16 protein-coding genes are annotated in these 16,849 nt (G+C 52.1%); 11 read left to right on the forward strand and 5 right to left on the reverse strand.

Translation table 11 applies throughout. The annotated features are described in order from the left end of the window. Positions 1-33 precede the first annotated feature (33 nt). Entirely contained in the window at positions 34-1,143 is a 1,110-nt protein-coding gene (locus tag NYE26_RS12340; protein WP_339256145.1) for a glycoside hydrolase family 172 protein, read from the forward strand. Here the strand turns inward: NYE26_RS12340 and NYE26_RS12345 are convergent. Then, a complete protein-coding gene (locus tag NYE26_RS12345) occupies positions 1,136-1,333 on the reverse strand; it encodes a hypothetical protein (protein ID WP_339256147.1) in 198 nt (65 codons plus the stop codon). The two genes, NYE26_RS12340 and NYE26_RS12345, sit on opposite strands and share 8 nt — an antisense overlap. Here NYE26_RS12345 and NYE26_RS12350 point away from each other — a divergent pair. Then, positions 1,317-2,627, forward strand: coding sequence for an ABC transporter substrate-binding protein (locus NYE26_RS12350; protein ID WP_339256149.1), 1,311 nt, complete (start codon positions 1,317-1,319; stop codon positions 2,625-2,627). The two genes, NYE26_RS12345 and NYE26_RS12350, sit on opposite strands and share 17 nt — an antisense overlap. A 405-nt stretch (positions 2,628-3,032) precedes the next feature. Here NYE26_RS12350 and NYE26_RS12355 read toward each other — a convergent pair whose 3' ends face one another. Continuing rightward, positions 3,033-3,704, reverse strand: coding sequence for a tetratricopeptide repeat protein (locus NYE26_RS12355; RefSeq protein WP_339256151.1), 672 nt, complete (start codon positions 3,702-3,704; stop codon positions 3,033-3,035). Between the two features lie 292 nt (positions 3,705-3,996). Here NYE26_RS12355 and NYE26_RS12360 point away from each other — a divergent pair, with 292 nt between their 5' ends. The 3 genes from NYE26_RS12360 (at position 3,997) to NYE26_RS12370 (ending at position 5,768) form a co-directional block, all read left to right on the forward strand. Further along, positions 3,997-4,998 carry an aldo/keto reductase gene (locus tag NYE26_RS12360; protein ID WP_339256153.1) on the forward strand — a complete coding sequence of 334 codons (1,002 nt, stop codon included), beginning with the start codon at positions 3,997-3,999 and terminating at the stop codon, positions 4,996-4,998. A 49-nt stretch (positions 4,999-5,047) separates the two neighbouring features. After that, positions 5,048-5,410 (forward strand): hypothetical protein, encoded by a 363-nt coding sequence (locus NYE26_RS12365; protein ID WP_339256154.1) that lies wholly within the window; start codon positions 5,048-5,050, stop codon positions 5,408-5,410. Positions 5,411-5,609: 199 nt separating this feature from the next. Beyond that, entirely contained in the window at positions 5,610-5,768 is a 159-nt protein-coding gene (locus NYE26_RS12370) for a hypothetical protein (protein ID WP_209873214.1), read from the forward strand. 433 nt (positions 5,769-6,201) lie between these two features. Here the strand turns inward: NYE26_RS12370 and NYE26_RS12375 are convergent, their stop codons facing one another. The 3 genes from NYE26_RS12375 to NYE26_RS12385 form a co-directional block, all read right to left on the reverse strand. Then, positions 6,202-6,507, reverse strand: coding sequence for an HNH endonuclease signature motif containing protein (locus NYE26_RS12375; protein ID WP_339257452.1), 306 nt, complete (start codon positions 6,505-6,507; stop codon positions 6,202-6,204). A 3-nt stretch (positions 6,508-6,510) separates the two neighbouring features. Continuing rightward, positions 6,511-6,723, reverse strand: coding sequence for a hypothetical protein (locus NYE26_RS12380; RefSeq protein WP_209873220.1), 213 nt, complete (start codon positions 6,721-6,723; stop codon positions 6,511-6,513). A gap of 183 nt (positions 6,724-6,906) precedes the next feature. Then, on the reverse strand, positions 6,907-7,989 hold the full coding sequence (locus NYE26_RS12385) for a thermonuclease family protein (RefSeq protein ID WP_339256157.1): 1,083 nt from the start codon (positions 7,987-7,989) through the stop codon (positions 6,907-6,909). 199 nt (positions 7,990-8,188) lie between these two features. On the opposite strand from NYE26_RS12385, the gene NYE26_RS12390 reads away from it, so the two are divergent. The 6 genes from NYE26_RS12390 to NYE26_RS12415 all read left to right on the forward strand — a co-directional run bounded on the left by NYE26_RS12390 (position 8,189) and on the right by NYE26_RS12415 (position 16,373). Next, on the forward strand, positions 8,189-9,550 hold the full coding sequence (locus NYE26_RS12390; protein WP_339256159.1) for an extracellular solute-binding protein: 1,362 nt from the start codon (positions 8,189-8,191) through the stop codon (positions 9,548-9,550). A 99-nt stretch (positions 9,551-9,649) separates the two neighbouring features. Beyond that, positions 9,650-10,603: a sugar ABC transporter permease gene (locus NYE26_RS12395; RefSeq protein WP_036729218.1), complete on the forward strand. Its 954-nt coding sequence runs from the start codon at positions 9,650-9,652 to the stop codon at positions 10,601-10,603. Beyond that, complete coding sequence (locus tag NYE26_RS12400; RefSeq protein ID WP_339256161.1) at positions 10,600-11,463, forward strand: carbohydrate ABC transporter permease; 864 nt, start codon at positions 10,600-10,602, stop codon at positions 11,461-11,463. Before NYE26_RS12395 ends, NYE26_RS12400 begins: the two co-directional genes overlap by 4 nt. 187 nt (positions 11,464-11,650) lie before the next feature. Continuing rightward, the gene (locus NYE26_RS12405) at positions 11,651-13,378 is read left to right on the forward strand and encodes a sensor histidine kinase (protein WP_036729213.1); all 1,728 of its coding nucleotides are present in this window, start codon (positions 11,651-11,653) and stop codon (positions 13,376-13,378) included. A 14-nt stretch (positions 13,379-13,392) separates the two neighbouring features. Then, a complete protein-coding gene (locus NYE26_RS12410; RefSeq protein ID WP_339256164.1) occupies positions 13,393-14,760 on the forward strand; it encodes an extracellular solute-binding protein in 1,368 nt (455 codons plus the stop codon). 17 nt (positions 14,761-14,777) lie between these two features. Continuing rightward, positions 14,778-16,373, forward strand: a complete 1,596-nt coding sequence (locus NYE26_RS12415) for a response regulator (RefSeq protein ID WP_339256166.1) — start codon at positions 14,778-14,780, stop codon at positions 16,371-16,373. Positions 16,374-16,849: the final 476 nt, after the last annotated feature.

Below are 16,849 nucleotides of genomic sequence, written 5' to 3' on the forward strand. Positions count from 1 at the left end.
ATTAGAAAAAGAAAATGAGAGGAGTCTGTTACTATGGTTGAACATCCGTTTCTGGGAGGGCTGTCGGCGCTTCCCCTGCTCAAAGCCGGCCGCAGCCGGGCCGTTAACGCAGAGAATCCGAAAGGGGAGAAAGGTAAGGGAGGTATGGCGGCCAGCCATCTCGGCCCTTCCCGCAAAGGCTCGCCCTGCATCCGGGATGTTGCGCCTGGAGCCACTGCCCTGCTGGCCGAAATTGATGGCCCGGGCATTATTGAACATATCTGGATTACCGTCACTGACCGGACGGAAGCGGACACCTTTGTCTTACGGGACCTGGTGCTGCGCATGTATTGGGACGATGAGACAGAGCCTTCCGTGGAAAGTCCACTCGGGGATTTCTTCTGCAACGGCTTCGGGAGGGGCTGCACCGTCAATTCCCAGGCGATGGTCGTCAATCCGACACGGGGCTTCAACTGCTACTTCCCGATGCCGTTCCGGCGTAAGGCGAGAATTGAAATTGAGAACCAGCATGAAGCCAAGGTTCCGGCTCTTTTTTATCAGGTCGATTACTGCCTGCATGATGAACTGCCAGAAGAGACCGCCTATTTTCACGCCCAGTGGAGACGGCAGCGGATCACGAGCAAAGCGGAGGATTACGTTATTCTGGACCATGTGAAGGGCCGCGGACAGTACGTGGGAACCTATATCGCGCTGACGACGCTGGAGCGGTATTGGTGGGGGGAAGGCGAACTGAAGATGTACATCGACGGAGACGATGAATATCCGACGATCTGCGGCACGGGGATGGAGGATTATTTCGGGGGCGCTTGGAGCTTTGCAACACAGCAGAACGGCAGGACCGTGGAGAACACGTACTGTACGCCTTACATGGGCTACCCGTATTATTCCGCTCACGATGAGGAGGTTCATAATTTCTATCATAACGACGACGCGCCGCCGATGCGCGGGTTCTACCGCTGGCATATTCTGGACCCGATCCGGTTCCATGAGGATTTTAAAGTGACGGTACAGCAGATTGGAGTCTATAAAAAAGGCCTGTTCGAGCGTCAAGACGATGTGGCCTCGGTTGCCTACTGGTACCAGACGGAGCCGCACCAGCCGTTCGGGCCGCTGGCGTCCAAGGAAGAGCGTTGGCCTAGATAAGGCGCAGGCCGAGATAAAGCGCAGGTAAATATTTCTTCGTATCTTCCCGCTGGGAATGGCGTTTATACTGGTTGTAAAGCCAGCCAGCTTGCGGCGAAGGGGGAGACGATGCGATGAGATCCAGGCGGGCGATGATGAGATCCAGACGAGAGATAATGAGTTCCAGGCAGGTGATGTTAATCGCAGTCATGCTCCTGCTCACTGTTGCAGTGACGGCCTGCGGGGGAAGAAACGGCGTCGTCTATGAGTCAGATGCCGGGAGAACTCAGGTGGAAGATGCCGGGAACTCCGGGCGGCCGCTGAAAATCTTCAACTTCAAGGTGGAGATGGCGGAGCAATTGAATGCGCTGACGCAGCAGTATCAGGATGAAACCGGCGTACCTATTGAGCTCGACACCTGCGGCGGGGGCTGTGATTACAGCGCGGAGCTGAAGACGAGGTTTAACTCCGGCGACAAGCCCGATCTGTTCTTCGTGGCCGGGTATACGGATCTTGATCTGTGGGAGGAGTACCTGGAGGATCTGAGCAGTGAACCGTGGGCGGAGGAGATACAGGAGCTGGCCAGACCCGCCACAATGAAGGACGGGCGGATCTACGGGATGCCGCTTGCTATGGAAGGCTGGGGGTTTATTTACAACAAGACCCTGTTCCGCAAGGCGGGCATTGAAACCCCGCCGGTGACGCTCAGCGGGCTGAGAGCAGCGGCGGAGCAGCTTCAAGCGGCCGGCATCCGGCCGTTCGAGAACGGCTATGCGGAATGGTGGGTACTCGGTAATCACCTGCTGAATACTGCCTTTGCTCTGCAGCCTGATCCGGCCGATTTTATTGATGAGGTCAGCAGCGGCAGTGCCAAGCTGACCGGTAACAGCATATTTGACAGCTGGCTGGATCTGATTGACCTCACGCTGGAGTATGGCCAGGAGGCACCGCTGCAGACGGATTATTATACCCAGGTGATGCATTTTGCCGACGGTCAGGCAGCGATGATGCAGCAGGGGAGCTGGACACAGCTGCAGCTGGACAAGCTGGCTCCGGGTCTGGACATCGGCTTCCTGCCCATGCCGGTGAACGATGACCGCGCGGGGATGGATAAGCTTCAGATCGGGGTGGCGAATTATTGGGTCGTGCTGAAGAACTCGGTGATGAAGGAGGAGGCCAAGGCGTTCTTGCGCTGGCTGGCCAGCTCTGAAGCTGGCAAGAAGTTCGTCGTGGACGATGCTCGGCTGATTCCCGCTCTTAAGAGCATACCGGTCCCGGAAGGCCGATTAGGACCACTCGCTGACGACATTATGTCGTACATGAAGGCCGGCAAGACACTTCCCTGGCTATGGCAGCGCTACCCGGGATACGAGGCAACCACCTCGCAGATGAGTGTGCAGATGCAGGCTTACATCGGCGGCCAGATCGGCCGCGAGAAGCTGTTGGCTGAATTCCAGCGGATCTGGGATTCGGCGCGGGGGGTTACAGCAACATCCCCGGAGTGATTTGAAGCGGGATAATAATACAATAGACGCTGCTGCGATGAAGTGTGGCTCACATGCTCCATTGCCATTCACAGTTATAGAGAAATCCTGCAAAAAGTGCAACAATGCTGCTCCATAGAAGCGCTCTATGCGGAAATCCTGCACAAAATGCAACAAATCCAGCACTAACTTACTCTAACCGCCGGAAATCCTGCAAAAGATGCAACATTGCTCCCTAGCCAGTAACATTTACAGAGAAATCCTGCAAAAAATGCAACAATGCAACTCCTTACAAGCGACTGGTGAGAGAGAGAAACTTCAGAACGTATGTGAAAACCAAATACCCGTAAAATAGCATAATAGCCTCCGGTTTCCATAATACACTTGGACCGGAGGCTATTTGTGCTGGAAATATAGCGAAGATACCTAACGCAGCTTCGCAAAATAACTGCGCAGCGCCCAGCCGCGTTCCTGGCGTTTCTTGTATTTGGGCAAGGAACGGTAGACGGCAAGCGATTCCTCAAAAGCGCGCTTGGCATCGTCTGTCCGGCCCAGTGTCTTGTACATGGAGCCGGCCAGATAATAGGCTTCGCTGGAGGAGGTCTGGATCTCCTGGAATTGGCTCACATAATGGAGCGCCTTGTCCTGGTCGATATGCCGGAAGGTCTCGGCCAGACGGAGGTAAGGCTGTCCATATTGGGCTCTGCGGTTGATCTCAAGGCCTTGAAGCATCTGGGCTTCGCCTTCGGCAAGCTGGCCCAGCTTGAGGTTGGCGTATCCGAGCTCCACCCAGTATTCAGCCGAGGTCTCATAACGGTCGGCGATGGCCGTCAGCAGCTCCTTGGCCTCGCTGTAGCGCTTGCGCTCAATCAGCAGCCGGGCCAGATCGAATTTGGCGGTGACATCGTTCGGGTTCTGGGCAATGGCTGTCCGCAGCCTGGACATCTGGCGGCTGCGGCGGAAAGGCTTGGAGAAGCTGGGTAGAATGCCGACATAACGGCGGTCTACGAAATATAGAACGACGAGCAGAATGATCAGGGCCAGAAAGGGATTGCCGAGCAGACGGTACAGCAGCAGGAAACCTAGAATTTTAATCATGAATATGAATTCCCTCCATTACTTTTGTGGTTCATTTGTGTTTCCTGCAAATTGGATACGAATAGGCAGGGTAATTATACCATATCAACCTTTTTAGAGGCCACGATAAAAGAGACTGGGGGCCGGTTATCCAGTTTCAGTGATCCATAAGCCCCCAGCTCCTGCCTGCACTGCTGTCATTGACAGGCTGCTGCCGAAGTCATAAGCTTTGTGTACAGTCAGATTGTCTCATCGCTAGATTAGCTCTTATATAACAGTGTATTCAACTAACACTTGGAAAGAAGGATGAACCGTGGAGACATTGGCAAGCAAGGTCCAGCTGCGTCCTCTGGGACGCTCTGAGCTATCGGTATCGCCGCTTGGCCTGGGCTGCTGGCAGTTCAGCCGGGGAAGCGGAATCGTAGGCCGCTACTGGAGCAATATCACAGACGCGGATATTCTGGATATCGTACGGGTCAGCCTGGAAGGCGGCATGAACTGGGTGGATACCGCAGAAATCTATGGTGGAGGCAAATCGGAGGAAGCATTGGCTCATGTGCTGGATCAGCTTCAGCAGGAAGGCAGCCCGCATGCGGCTCCGCTGATTGCCACCAAATGGTGGCCGATGCTGCGGACAGCGCGCTCGATTACCTCCACGATTGATCAGCGGATTGCTTGCCTGGGAGGCAGAGGCATTGATCTGTACCAGATCCACCAGCCGTTCTCCTTATCCTCGATTGCCAGTGAGATGAAAGCAATGGCGGGACTGGTACAGGCCGGCAAAATCAGGTATGTCGGGGTAAGCAATTACTCAGCTAAGCAGATGGTGGAAGCGCACCGTATCTTGCAGACCTACGAACTTACCCTGGTCTCCAATCAGGTGAAATACAATCTGCTGCACCGCAGCATCGATCAGAACGGCATCATTGCTGCGGCCAAGGAGCTGGGTATCTCGATCATCGCCTATTCCCCGCTTCAGCAGGGCATCCTGACCGGTCGCTTCCACAATGATCCTTCTCAGGTGGCAGCTGTCTCGCGGTCCCGGCGGATGATGTCCGGCCTGGACGATAAAAGCCTGGCGCGCAGCAAGCCGCTGATCACCTCCCTAACCGCACTGGCTGACAAATACGGATGTACACCGGGACAGATTGCGCTCAATTGGCTGATTTATTATCATGGCGACACCGTAGTTGCGATTCCCGGCGCTTCCAAGGTCCGTCATGCCCGGGAGAATATCGGCACCATGACCTTCCGGCTGGAGCCGGAGGAGCTGGAGCTGCTGAATGAGGCCTCCTGGGCTGCCTTGAAGAAGTAACCCGGCATTCGGGCAGCTCTTCATTAACTCAAACGGGGAGTGAACTGGAATGAATCAGAAATGCTGGGTTGTCTTACAATATCCCTTGAAAAGCATTAAAGGGAGCCAGCGCGATGAATGGTTGAGGGATAAAGTAACGGAATATCTGAATGTACACTTGGCTGATGCTGAACTCGGCTATGTAGACGGGGCTGAGATGGGCAAAACGGTATCAGACCCGCAGCAATTTGTACTTAATATCTTTTGTGTCATTACGGATGAACAACGGGGTATAGCTCTGATCAAAAAAGTATTAAGAGAGTATAGGCTTGATTATACCCGGATCAAACTGGCCACGATGCCCTTTGAGGGCGGAGGAACCTATACGCTGAAATATGCCGCTAAGAAAGGCGTGACTGATTTTTCGTTATAGCCATTATTTAGTCGGGTTGATGAATGAATAGGATGATACTCAGCAGCGGACCCGGACTTTGGTTTTCAAGTCCGGGTCCGCTATTTCCATTTTTCTGAGATAAAACTGTTTAGGACTGGAAAGAGCGGTTTATATAAGGGTTAAGATGCTTCGCACTCACGCAAATAAGGTGAAGATTATGGAAGGAGGTTGAACTTCAATGAGTATGAGCGTACATAACCTTATGGCTTTTAATCATCAGTTTTTTAGACCTCAGCCCGTTGTCCATCCCAAAGCGCAGAGACAGGAAGACAAAGTCCAGAGCTTTCAGGAGGTCCTTAACGAGAAGTTGAGCAGCTATGGCGACATGAAGAAATAAGCAAGCAATAGAGCCGCAGAACTATTTTATGCAGAAGACATCGCAGCAAATCATAGAACCTTCAGCAAAAGCAGCAAAAAGGTGCCTCCCGGAACTCGGAAGGCACCTTTTTGCTGCTTAAGAAATTATTATCAGGAGTATATCAGATTTCACCGGTTAAGGCTGAATGTATGCTAAAAACAAAATACAATCGGCTGGTATAAGGCATATGGTCAGAATGTATGTGAAAAACAGCATACATTGTGCTCGCACGCAGGTCATCCTAAGCCTCTGCTAGGATGCCTTGTTAAGAACAGAATGTCTATGTTTCACGCTGTACATTATCCTTGTATTTCTCGCGAAAACGGTACCGCCCTTAGAAGGGCGGCAAAGCTTTTTCCAGTTGCTGCGCTTTGCACCTCAGAGCACCAGCATCATCCTGCCATCCGGCAGATTAACGTTTGCTTCGAACGCGCTTTGATTTACGCAGCTTGGGTTCGGAGCCCGGCGCCTGCCGCATGATCCATTTCAGATAAGCGGCAATCTGCGGGTCGCTGCGCAGTCCCTCCAGTGTCGTAAGACCAAGAACAACGAGATCGCTGTTGGTATACAAGGCATGAATCTGCCGGTGGCAAGCCTTGCACAGAAGGGCAGTCGGGAGCAGACTGCCGCCTTTCTCGCGGGGAATCAGATGATGAACGGTAGTTGCAAGAGGAGAACGGCCGCACAGCTCACACGTGTCCAAGGCCCGGGCATTCATCACTTAAGGCCGGACTTCAAAGAATTCACAGCGGCTGCGCGAGTAATACGTTAAATCACTGACCCGCGACTGAATCACAACATCCGAATCCGTGAACCGCACTATAGTAGCGCCGGAATTCACCAGATGGTCATCCTGGAAGACGCGGACGGGCAGCTTGCGGTCAATCGCTTCCTGCAGATCCTGGTCAGTGAGTAGTGGTCGGTTGATGGGCATGGAATAAATCTCCTTTAGATAGGGATAACTGCTGCTTCAGCAATTATATCATTTGATAAATTTTAGTTCGACCTATGAAGGAACTGAATGCTAATAATATTGCGATTGTAGATTTGATTAAAATTGATGATGTGATACGAGAAGTACATAACAAAACCCCGGATAGTTATTCCGGGGTTAAATCTATTCACACGCTACTCCGTCACCATCTTTATCAAGCTTTCTAGAGTATCCAGGCTCTCCGGCATAGATCGGCGCAGCACCGGCTGCTCTCACGGCAGAACAGTTCTTGTAGTAAACATCTTGAACTGGTTGCGGGGTTGCTTTTGGTTTCGGTTTTTTAGTAGTTGCAGGTTTTTGAGTTTTAGCTGGAACAGGTTTTTTAGTAGCGGTAGGCTTCGGTGTGGCTGTGGGCTTAGGTGACGGTTTAACTGTGGCAGTTGGCTGGATAGTAGCTTTAGCCACAACGGTATCATCATATCCTTTATCAGTTGCGTAATCTTTTAAGCTCCATATCCCTAATTTTGCTGCTTGAGCTTTTTTCTGGATAGACCTGAACTGATCAACATTTTTCACATTCGGCTGAAAGACAGCGACTCGTGCAAGACCTTTCTCCAGCAGCAATTCATTTACCATTTTATCATCGATATAGGCGTAAGCAAGGAGACGGCCGTACTGGTCGCGTTCGGATACATCGAATTCAAGTCTGACTGTATTATCCGTAAGCAACTTTGTTATAAACGCACTCGCCTCTGGCCCGAAGGGCTGTACAGGTTTTGTTTCAGGAGTGTCGATTAGAAGGAGCCGCACCTTTTCAGACTTTCCGTCTAATTTGACTGTAAAGGTATCACCATCAGTAACAGCGGTGACCTTTGCTTCAATGGCATTTGCATTCATAGACAAGCTGGCAAGTTCAGCATTCTTCTGAGTTGTTTCAGATTTAAGTACATAAGTGTCAAGAACTTCCGTGTGGTCATCAGTCTTATTAGTAGCTTGTTCCAAGGGAGAGGCTTTTGGAATTGCAATCACGAACAAAATAAAAAATATAATAAACATAACAGCAGAATACTTGGTAATTGTTTTTCGATTTCCCCAGCGAACAATGGTCGGCTTAAACATTCCAACGAACCAAAAAATAATTACAGCAAGTGATGCAAGAAGAAAGTTCATCCCTAAGGCTTCTCTCAAGGACATGCCTGTAAAAATAGCAATTTCTAATAAAGCGATGATTCCGATGGAAATCAGAAGCTTTTTTGATCTAAACATTAAAATCCCCCTTTGTACGTCTACCTTTTAAACTATCGGTAATTTACAATGATTTGTAAATACTGTAAGGATAAAAACTCTCCTAATTTAGAATCGTAAGTATTTCCACCATAAATCGGCAATATGCCTCCTCAAAAAAAACAGTGGCCTACGGTACACTGAATCTTGTAAAAGAAACCTTTGAGAGGGGTACAGAGGAATGAAAAAAACAAAGAACCTGGCGCTGGCGCTGGTCTCCATCATGCTCATGAGCTCACTTGCGGCGTGCGGAGGAAGTAACAACGGCGGCAACAAGGCTGCCGAAGGGAATTCAGGTAACAAGGGAGAAAGTACAGCAGCACCCGCAGCTGAAGGAGACAAGACAGAGCCAGCAGAGAAGGTCGAACTGTCGTTCTGGACGCTGGGCAACGTGAACTATGAAGAGCTGGCGGCTGCCTACACTAAGGAACACCCTAACGTAACCATTAAAATTCAGAATACCGGTGACCAGACGGCTCACCACAACAATCTGACCACAGCACTCTCGGCGGGTTCAGGCGCACCTGATATTTTCCAGCTTGAGATCGGTTTCATGGAACGCTTCCTGGGAGCCCAGGACAAATTCTACAACCTGAATGACCTCGGAGCCAAAGACATCCAGGCCAACTATCTCGACTGGAAATGGAAGCAGGCTTCCTCCATCGACGGCAGCTTCCAGCTTGGACTTCCGACGGATATCGGCCCTACAGTAGTCTACTACCGTACTGACCTGGCTGAAGCCGCCGGCTTGCCGGCCGATCCTGAGGGCTTCGGCGCAGCCATCGATACATGGGACAAATTCGCTACGGTAGCGAAAGCGTTCAAAGACAAGACAGGCAAGTATTTCTCCGACTTGACCGACCTGACGTACAATGCGCTTCGTGACCAGTCGGCGGACGAGATCTATTTCAGCAAAGCAGACGGCAGCTTCATCGGCGATACCAATCCGCAAGTGAAGAAAGCGTATGACTTTACCGTTAAAGGCATTCAAGAGGGCTGGATCAGCAATGTCATGCTCTGGTCGCCTGAATGGGGCCAAGGCATGAACGATGGATCGTTCGCTGTCGTGATGGGTCCGGCCTGGATGGCCGGCAATATCAAGAGCAACGCACCGGACTCCTCCGGCAAATGGAGAATTGCCCAGCTTCCTGAGGGCGCCGGCAACTGGGGCGGTTCGTTCATCACGCTGCCGAAGGAAGGCAAGCACTCCAAGGAAGCCTATGATTTCATCCAGTGGCTCGTGAACAAGGATAACCAGCTGGAATCCTTCAAGACCAAAGGCCTGATGCCTTCTATCCCTGCACTGTACGAAGATCCTGCGTTCGTGGATTTCAAGGATGACTTCTTCGGCGGACAGCAGACGGCGGTGGAATTCGGCAAAGCGGCTAACCGCGTGAAGCCGGTATACTACGGACCGCTGCATGACCAGACCGATACCTTCTTCAAGAATGCACTGAAGAACGTGCTGGAGAAGAAAGCCGATCCGGCCAAAGAGTGGGACGATGCTGTCAAACAGTCAAAAACGCTTGCAGAACGCGGCTAACCTGTAATATGCGGGAAACAGACTTCCCCAAATGTCCGGATTCACGGAGTAATCTCTCTGTGAATCCGGATTTAGATATGAATTCTCTGGAGGTGTGACATGGCTGAGCCCGTAATTACGAGTCCGCATGCCGAGAGCAAACGACCTTTCTTCACTGAACAAAGACGGAGCCGCATCACTGCGTATACTTTCATTTCACCGTTCTTTATTCTGTTCTCGATATTCGGACTATATCCAATTTTCTTCACATTCTATTTATCGTTCTTCAAGTGGGATGCCTTAGGTCCAATGAAATACGTCGGCTTCAAAAACTTCGAGCTGATCACCACGGACCCGACCTTCTGGATCTCCTTCAGCAACACGCTGATTATGGGGCTGATGGGTACTGTGCCGCAGGTTATGCTGGCGCTGCTTCTGGCGGTGCTGCTGCATTCGGGGATGACCCGATTCAAGAAGACCTTCCGCATCCTCTATTTCATGCCGAATATCACTTCGATCGTGGCGGTTACACTGGTATTCAGTACGCTGTTCGGTAATAACGGGATGATCAACTGGCTGCTTAACGGAATCGGGTTAGAGAGCATGGCCTTCAACTCCGGCTGGTGGGGGGTCAAAATTGCCATCTCCACGATGGTCATGTGGCGCTGGACGGGCTACAATGCGATCCTGTTCCTCTCGGGCCTGCAGAGTATTCCGATGGATCTGTACGAATCGGCCAAAATCGACGGGGCTAACCGCAGACAGCAGCTTTTCTTCATTACACTGCCCCTGCTTAAGCCGTTCATTATCTTCGTATCCCTGCAATCCACCATTGGTGCGCTGCAGCTCTTCACAGAGCCTTATGTCTTCCTCGGCCAATCCGGCACCGGATCTACCCGGCAGGAAGGGATTACGATGGTTACTTATTTGTACAGTGAGGCCTTCCGGAACGGCTTCTTCGGTACAGCGGCGGCTACAGCGGTTCTGCTGTTCCTCGTTACGATTCTGTTCTCTGTCCTCAATATGCTGATCTCCAGAGGCGGCGGCAGACAGACTGGAGGGAAAAAAGCGTGAGCACACTGCGTATGTTCAGAAAAAAACCGGATGATCTCGGCTTCCTCGGCAAGCTGGGCTTCTATCTTCTGCTGATTCTCGGAGCACTGGTCTCCATCTTCCCGTTCTATTGGATGTTTGTGGTCGGGACCAATGACAAGGGAGCCGTGTTCCACGTACCGCCGCTGCTCACCATCGGAGACCAGTTCTTCGAGAACTTCAAGCGGGTGCTGGACAAATCGGACTTCTTCCAGGCGCTTGGCAACTCGCTGTTCGTCTCGTCCATGGTGACGGTCTCGGTCGTGTTCTTCTGTACGCTGGCCGGGTATGCTTTTGCCAAATATGAATTCCCCGGTAAAAACGTGCTGTTCGTATTCGTTATTGCCACCCTGATCGTTCCCCAGCAGCTCGGCGTACTGCCAACCTATGTCATTATGGCCAAGCTTCACTGGATCGACAGCTTCAAAGCGCTGATTGTTCCGGCTATGGTCAATGCCTTCGGCATCTTCTGGATGCGGCAGTACATCTCCTCGGCCGTGCCTACCGAGCTGATTGAAGCCGGACGTATTGACGGAGGAGGCCACTTCCGGATTTTCTGGAGGATTGCCGTTCCGGTCATTACACCCGCGATGGCTACCCTGGGTATTCTGAATTTCATGACGGTATGGAATGACTTCTTCTGGCCGCTTGTGGTCTTGAAGAACAAGGAGCATTTCACGATTCAGATTGCATTGCAGCAGCTGTTCACTACACGTGACGGTCTTGATTACGGGATGATTATGTCCGCTACGTTCACGGCCACGCTGCCGCTGCTGGTTGTCTTCCTGCTGTTCAGCCGCTGGGTCATTGCCGGACTGACTTCAGGTGCCATCAAGAGTTAACTGTCTGTCTATTCAATAAGTAAGAGGATTTACAGAATGCTGTGAAGAATAATAATCAAGTGGAAACGGTTTTGCCGTCCTTTTGAAGGACGGCATTCGTTTCAGCGAGAAATAGAAGGATAAGTTATCGTGTGAAACCTATGAATTCTTCTATTTGGACAGAGACCGCAGGAGGAAGGGACCCGTCATGAAGCTCCGCCGCAAAATCTTGTTCGCTATTATTCTTCTTGTATTCATTCCCGTGATTGTCATGGGGATTGTGACGTATGTGAATTATTCGAATGCTATGGAGAAGAAATCAAGTAATTTCTACTGGATCTCCCTGCTGGAGACGGACCGCAAGCTGAAGTTCGCCCTCAGTGAGATTTCATCGATCACCAATTCAGCTATTACGCAGCCTGCGATCCAGCAGTCGCTGAAGCAGCAGAATTTTGTCCTCACCTATGACCGCAAGCAGGAAATCAACAACCTGCTGATTAACCATCCGATGATCACCTCGTTCAGCCTGTACGGGAAAGACCGGCTGCTGTACCAATACAATGCGCCGATGTCTTTTGCGGATATGCACAAGCAGGTCTGGTTCGGAGCCATGGAGGCTGCCGAAGGGCGTCCTGTCTGGTCCGGTCCCGGAGAGAACGGCTCGGCCAGCGGCGATAAGCCGGTGCTGGTCCATGCCAGAGTGATTAAGGACTATTATTCGCTGGAGGATATCGGCTATCTGGTTGTATATGTGAAGCCGGATCTGCTTGATCAGATTTTCTGGGAGGCTGCGACCCTGAAGAAAGGGGATATCCTGCTGGTCAACAAGCAGGGCAATATCGTCTTTAACAAGTCCGGGGAGCATATCGGGGAACGGACGGATTTTCCTTTTTTGCAGGAGAATTATAACCAGGAGCAGGACTATTACATTGACAATTATCAAGGGGAGCGGTCACTGATCACTTTCCTGCCTTCACATAACGCGGACTGGTATCTGGCGGCCATTACGCCGATGAACCTGATCTCCTCTGAATCGGTCTCCATCCGCAATATTGCGATTATTCTCGGCATGGTGTCGCTGCTGTCGGCCTTCCTGTTCGACCGTTATTTCATCCGCAGGCTTGTCCGCAGCATTAACAGCGCCGTGAACGGCATGAAGCGGGTCAAGCAGGGGATCTTCACCCCGATTCCGGTACCGCTGCGGGCCAATGATGAGAGCGATTCCCTGATTGACGGCTTCAACCGGATGAGCTCGCAGATCAATGAGCTGATTGACCAGGTCCAGACCGAGCAGGGACGCAAAAAGGAAGCGGAGATGCAGGCGCTGATGGCCCAGATCAACCCGCATTTCATCTATAATTCACTGGAATCGATCAACTCCATGGCGGTGTTGGCAGGCAACCGGGATATCAGCAAAATGGTCATCTCGCTCGGCCGGCTGCTGCGGATCAGCATCAGCCAGAATCAGGAGCTGATCCCGCTGCAGATGGAGTTCGAGCATGTCCGCCATTACTTGGATATCCAGAAGTTCCGGTTCGAGGACAAATTCTCCTATGAGCTGGACTTGCCGGAGCCGCTGAAATACGTGATGACCCAGAAGCTGATTGTTCAGCCGATTGTGGAGAACGCTTTGTATCATGCCATTGAGCAGATGGAGGAGCACGGGACCATTACAGTCACCGCCCAGGAGAACGGCAAGGATATTATCATTATTGTGAAGGATAACGGGCCGGGCTTCGATCTTGAGGTGCTGATGAGCCAGTGGAACAAGGAGCGGAGCAATCCCAAGAAATACAGCGACAGCGGGGTTGGGCTGAAAAATGTGCATGAGCGCCTGAACATCCGGTTCGGCAATCCCTATGGCATTCTGGTCTGCTCCTCACCGGGCTTCGGATCAGCCATCTGCATCCGGATTCCGAGGATACAGCCGTCATGAGAGGGAGAAGCCAAATGAAAGATCAGCGACATGTGCTCCGATGGTTGACCAACTGGGGATGGATTCTCCTCTATATTGTGCTGATGTCCGGCGCCGTATGGTTCATTATGCAGGAGGACCGGGAGCAGATTGAGGATACTTCGCCCGAGAAGATCACATTGACCTTCCGGCATTTCTGGATCAAGGAGCATGACCGGCCGCTGCTGGCGATCTTCGAGGAGGTTGTGCGCAGCTACCAGGAGAGCCATCCGAATGTGAAGGTGAACTTCGAGGGGCTGGACCAGAATATCCACCGGGAGCAGAAGCTGAAGAGTGAGATGGTAACCGGCACACCGCCCGATATGTTCGTCCTGTTCGGCGGAGCGGAGATCGAGCCCTACGTGCGTTCAGCCCGGCTGATGGATCTGACCGATTTCACTGCCCAGAACGGTCTCAGCAACCAGTTCAAGGATCTGCATCTCTGGACGTTCAACAATCATATCTACGGACTGCCTATCGAGGGCAATGCGGAACCGCTCTATTACAATAAAAAAATCTTCACCAAGCTAGGCATTAACACTCCGGCTACGTTGGCCGAGCTGGATACGGTGATGGCGAAGCTGAAGGCAGCGGGGTATATCCCGTTTGCGCTGGGGAATGAAGACCGCTGGCCTGCGGGGATATTCGCCCATTATCTGATGGACCGCTACGCCGGACCGGAGTTGATTCAGAAGCTGGTTACTGGCGAGGATATGTCGAGCTTCCAGAACAGTGGCTACCTGGAAGCGTTCCGGCATCTGAACAGATGGGTGAAGGCAGGCTATTTCAGTGAGGACTCTAATGATACCTCCACCGAGGGTGCGGTCCGTCTGTTCACTGAAGGCAGGGCAGCCATGTATCTGAACGGCAACTGGGATATCAATTTATTCTCGGGGGACAATGCCCCGGACGATTTCCAGAGCCGGGTTGGAGTCATTTCCTTCCCCGCGCGGGAGGCCGGCACAGAGCCGTCTATCGCCGGAGGGTATACGATTGGCATCGGGCTGTCTTCGAGCCTCACCGGAGCGAAGCGGACAGCGGCACTTGAATTGATGAAGGGCTTCTATACGAAAGAGATTCAGACGCGGATTGTCTATGAGGGTCTCCGAATTCCGTCGATGCGGATTGCATTTGACCCGGAGAAGACCGGACCGGTCTTTGCCCAGGTGATGGATATGATGGAGGAGAATGAGCAGAGCTTCGTCCCGTATGACAATCTGTTATCGCCTGAAGTGAAGAAGACCTTCCTTAGTGTCATCGAGGAGATGATTGACGGAGGGCTGCAGGCGGAGCAGGCCTTGCAGCAGCTGCAGGATGCGTCCAAGCAGTATTGGAATCTGATCCGGAGTTCTTCGGGTCAATAAGCCTGGGGGTGTAAGTGATGAAGGAGCAGCAGGAGAAATATAAGGTACTGCTCGTAGATGATGAGCCGATTATACTGCGCAGCCTGAAGGTTGCGATTCCATGGGATGAGCTGGGCCTGAGCATTGTGGGGGAAGCGAAGAACGGGGAGGCCGCCTTGCAGCAGATTCAGCAGACCGCACCACACATCATTATCAGCGACATCCGTATGCCGGTGATTGACGGGATCACGCTGATGAAGGAGGTTCTGCCGCGCAGCGCCAAGCTGATCTTCATTTTCATCAGCGGCTACGGGGAATTCGAATATGCCAGGGAGGCCCTGCGGCTGGGGGCCTTTGATTACTTGCTGAAGCCGATTGACCATGACGAGCTGGTGGAGATGCTTAAGCGGGCCAGGGAGCGCCTGGACCGCCAGAAGGAGAATGAGCAGCTAATGCTCTCAGTGCAGACCCTGTCGCTGCTGGCCCGCGAGCGCATGCTGGCCGAATTCACGCTGGGCAATCCGCGGCCGCTGCAGCACCTTGCGTGGCTGGAGAACAGCGAGCTGGAGGGAGAATACTTCATGGCCGTGGTCCGTCTGGACGACTACGCGGCCTTGACGGCGAAATGGAGCGCCGAGGAGAAGCGTCTGTGGCTGTTTGCCGTGCGCAATATCCTGGAGGAGTGGTCGCTTACGAACGGGGCATTGTCTATCTTCCCGTTCTATAACGGAGAATGGATTCTGCTCTTCCCGGCCAGCCTGAATGATGGTAAGCGGGAACTCGGGGAGCAGCTTATAGCCGGAATCAAGCGCTACTCCAAGCTGAACTGCTCTGTCGGCATCAGCAGAAGCACCAGCGGGATTGATCAGCTTAGCACGGTATACCCGTTAGCCTCCCAGGCGCTGTACCAGCGCTTCTATTCCGGTCAGGCCGGTGTCTTCCTGGAAGAGGAGACAGCAGCGGCAGGCAACCGGGAGGTGCAGTATCCGAAGGAGCTGGAGCTGTCGCTGCTTGAGAGCATCCGTACTCTGAATATGGAACGTATGCTGACTCTTTTTGACGAGATGTCCGTATTCATTGAAGCCCAGAGCTTGCCCCAGCCGCTGGCGGAGCGCCTGATGATTGAGATGAGTGTGGTGCTATACCGGCAATTCGAACATCTGAATACGCATAATGACTGGTCCATTGAAGGGCTGTTCAGCAAGCTGAACGGACTGGGCACGTTGCCGGACATGATGAATGTCCTGAAGACCACCTTCCGCGACTGGCTGGAGCAGAGTCATAAGACCGCAGCCCGGGAGGACGGACGGAGCATCATTGAGAAGGTCCAGCGGTACATTGAATCCAATTACCATAAGGATCTAAGCATCGAGGAGGTATCCGAGGTGGCCGATCTCAGCATCAGCCATTTCTGCACCCTGTTCAAGCAAATCTCCGGCTACACGTTCCTCGAATTCGTCACCCACTGCCGGATGGAGAACGCCAAATACATTCTGCGCAGCAGCAATGTGAAAGTGTATCAGGTCGCACCGCTGGTCGGTTATCAGGACCCGAGATACTTCACCCAGGTATTCAAAAAAGCGACCGGCAAGACGCCCACAGAGTACCGTGAGGAGCATGTGAAGCAGGCTTAGCAGACCGGCAGGCAAGAAGCTGAGTAAACGCAGGATATACATAAAGGCCGGATAAGGAATCGGCCTAAGAGTCTGAGCAACTAAGAATCTAAGCACCTAAGCGACTAAGCACCTAAGCTAGTGGGTGCTTTTTTTGTCGTTCAAGGCGTTAATGCTGATTAATTTGCTACATCCTTGAAGAGTGGGATTAATCAAGAAATCTGGTGACGGGCAGCGGCCGGAAGTCCAAATGCTCACCGCAGTGACGGCGAAGCTTCAAGTTCAAAACTTAAGTGCGTCTTATATAAGTGGAAAAACTCCAACTCTTTCAGCCGAAATCTTTGGAACCGGTGAAGCAGTTGGATAAACGACACTTACTGGAAGCGAAATTGGAGCTTTAGCGGAATGGGGTCGAATTAGATGACAAAAATCCACTTAATCTTCTTGCGGAAAGAAAAACGGATTTATTAAGTGTATAAAATCCAACTAAGGTGGCG

Origin of the sequence: Paenibacillus sp. FSL P2-0136 (assembly GCF_037975325.1) — a bacterium.
Lineage (GTDB): Bacteria > Bacillota > Bacilli > Paenibacillales > Paenibacillaceae > Paenibacillus_AQ > Paenibacillus_AQ silagei.

Bases quoted from the DNA above. Each gene is read 5' to 3' on its own strand.
- NYE26_RS12340 (WP_339256145.1), top strand. From the start codon at position 34: ATGGTTGAACATCCGTTTCTGGGAGGGCTGTCGGCGCTTCCCCTGCTC.
- NYE26_RS12350 (WP_339256149.1), top strand. From the start codon at position 1,317: ATGTTAATCGCAGTCATGCTCCTGCTCACTGTTGCAGTGACGGCCTGC.
- NYE26_RS12345 (WP_339256147.1), bottom strand. From the start codon at position 1,333: ATGACTGCGATTAACATCACCTGCCTGGAACTCATTATCTCTCGTCTG.
- NYE26_RS12355 (WP_339256151.1), bottom strand. From the start codon at position 3,704: ATGATTAAAATTCTAGGTTTCCTGCTGCTGTACCGTCTGCTCGGCAAT.
- NYE26_RS12365 (WP_339256154.1), top strand. From the start codon at position 5,048: ATGAATCAGAAATGCTGGGTTGTCTTACAATATCCCTTGAAAAGCATT.
- NYE26_RS12370 (WP_209873214.1), top strand. From the start codon at position 5,610: ATGAGTATGAGCGTACATAACCTTATGGCTTTTAATCATCAGTTTTTT.
- NYE26_RS12375 (WP_339257452.1), bottom strand. From the start codon at position 6,507: ATGAATGCCCGGGCCTTGGACACGTGTGAGCTGTGCGGCCGTTCTCCT.
- NYE26_RS12380 (WP_209873220.1), bottom strand. From the start codon at position 6,723: ATGCCCATCAACCGACCACTACTCACTGACCAGGATCTGCAGGAAGCG.
- NYE26_RS12385 (WP_339256157.1), bottom strand. From the start codon at position 7,989: ATGTTTAGATCAAAAAAGCTTCTGATTTCCATCGGAATCATCGCTTTA.
- NYE26_RS12390 (WP_339256159.1), top strand. From the start codon at position 8,189: ATGAAAAAAACAAAGAACCTGGCGCTGGCGCTGGTCTCCATCATGCTC.
- NYE26_RS12395 (WP_036729218.1), top strand. From the start codon at position 9,650: ATGGCTGAGCCCGTAATTACGAGTCCGCATGCCGAGAGCAAACGACCT.
- NYE26_RS12405 (WP_036729213.1), top strand. From the start codon at position 11,651: ATGAAGCTCCGCCGCAAAATCTTGTTCGCTATTATTCTTCTTGTATTC.
- NYE26_RS12410 (WP_339256164.1), top strand. From the start codon at position 13,393: ATGAAAGATCAGCGACATGTGCTCCGATGGTTGACCAACTGGGGATGG.
- NYE26_RS12415 (WP_339256166.1), top strand. From the start codon at position 14,778: ATGAAGGAGCAGCAGGAGAAATATAAGGTACTGCTCGTAGATGATGAG.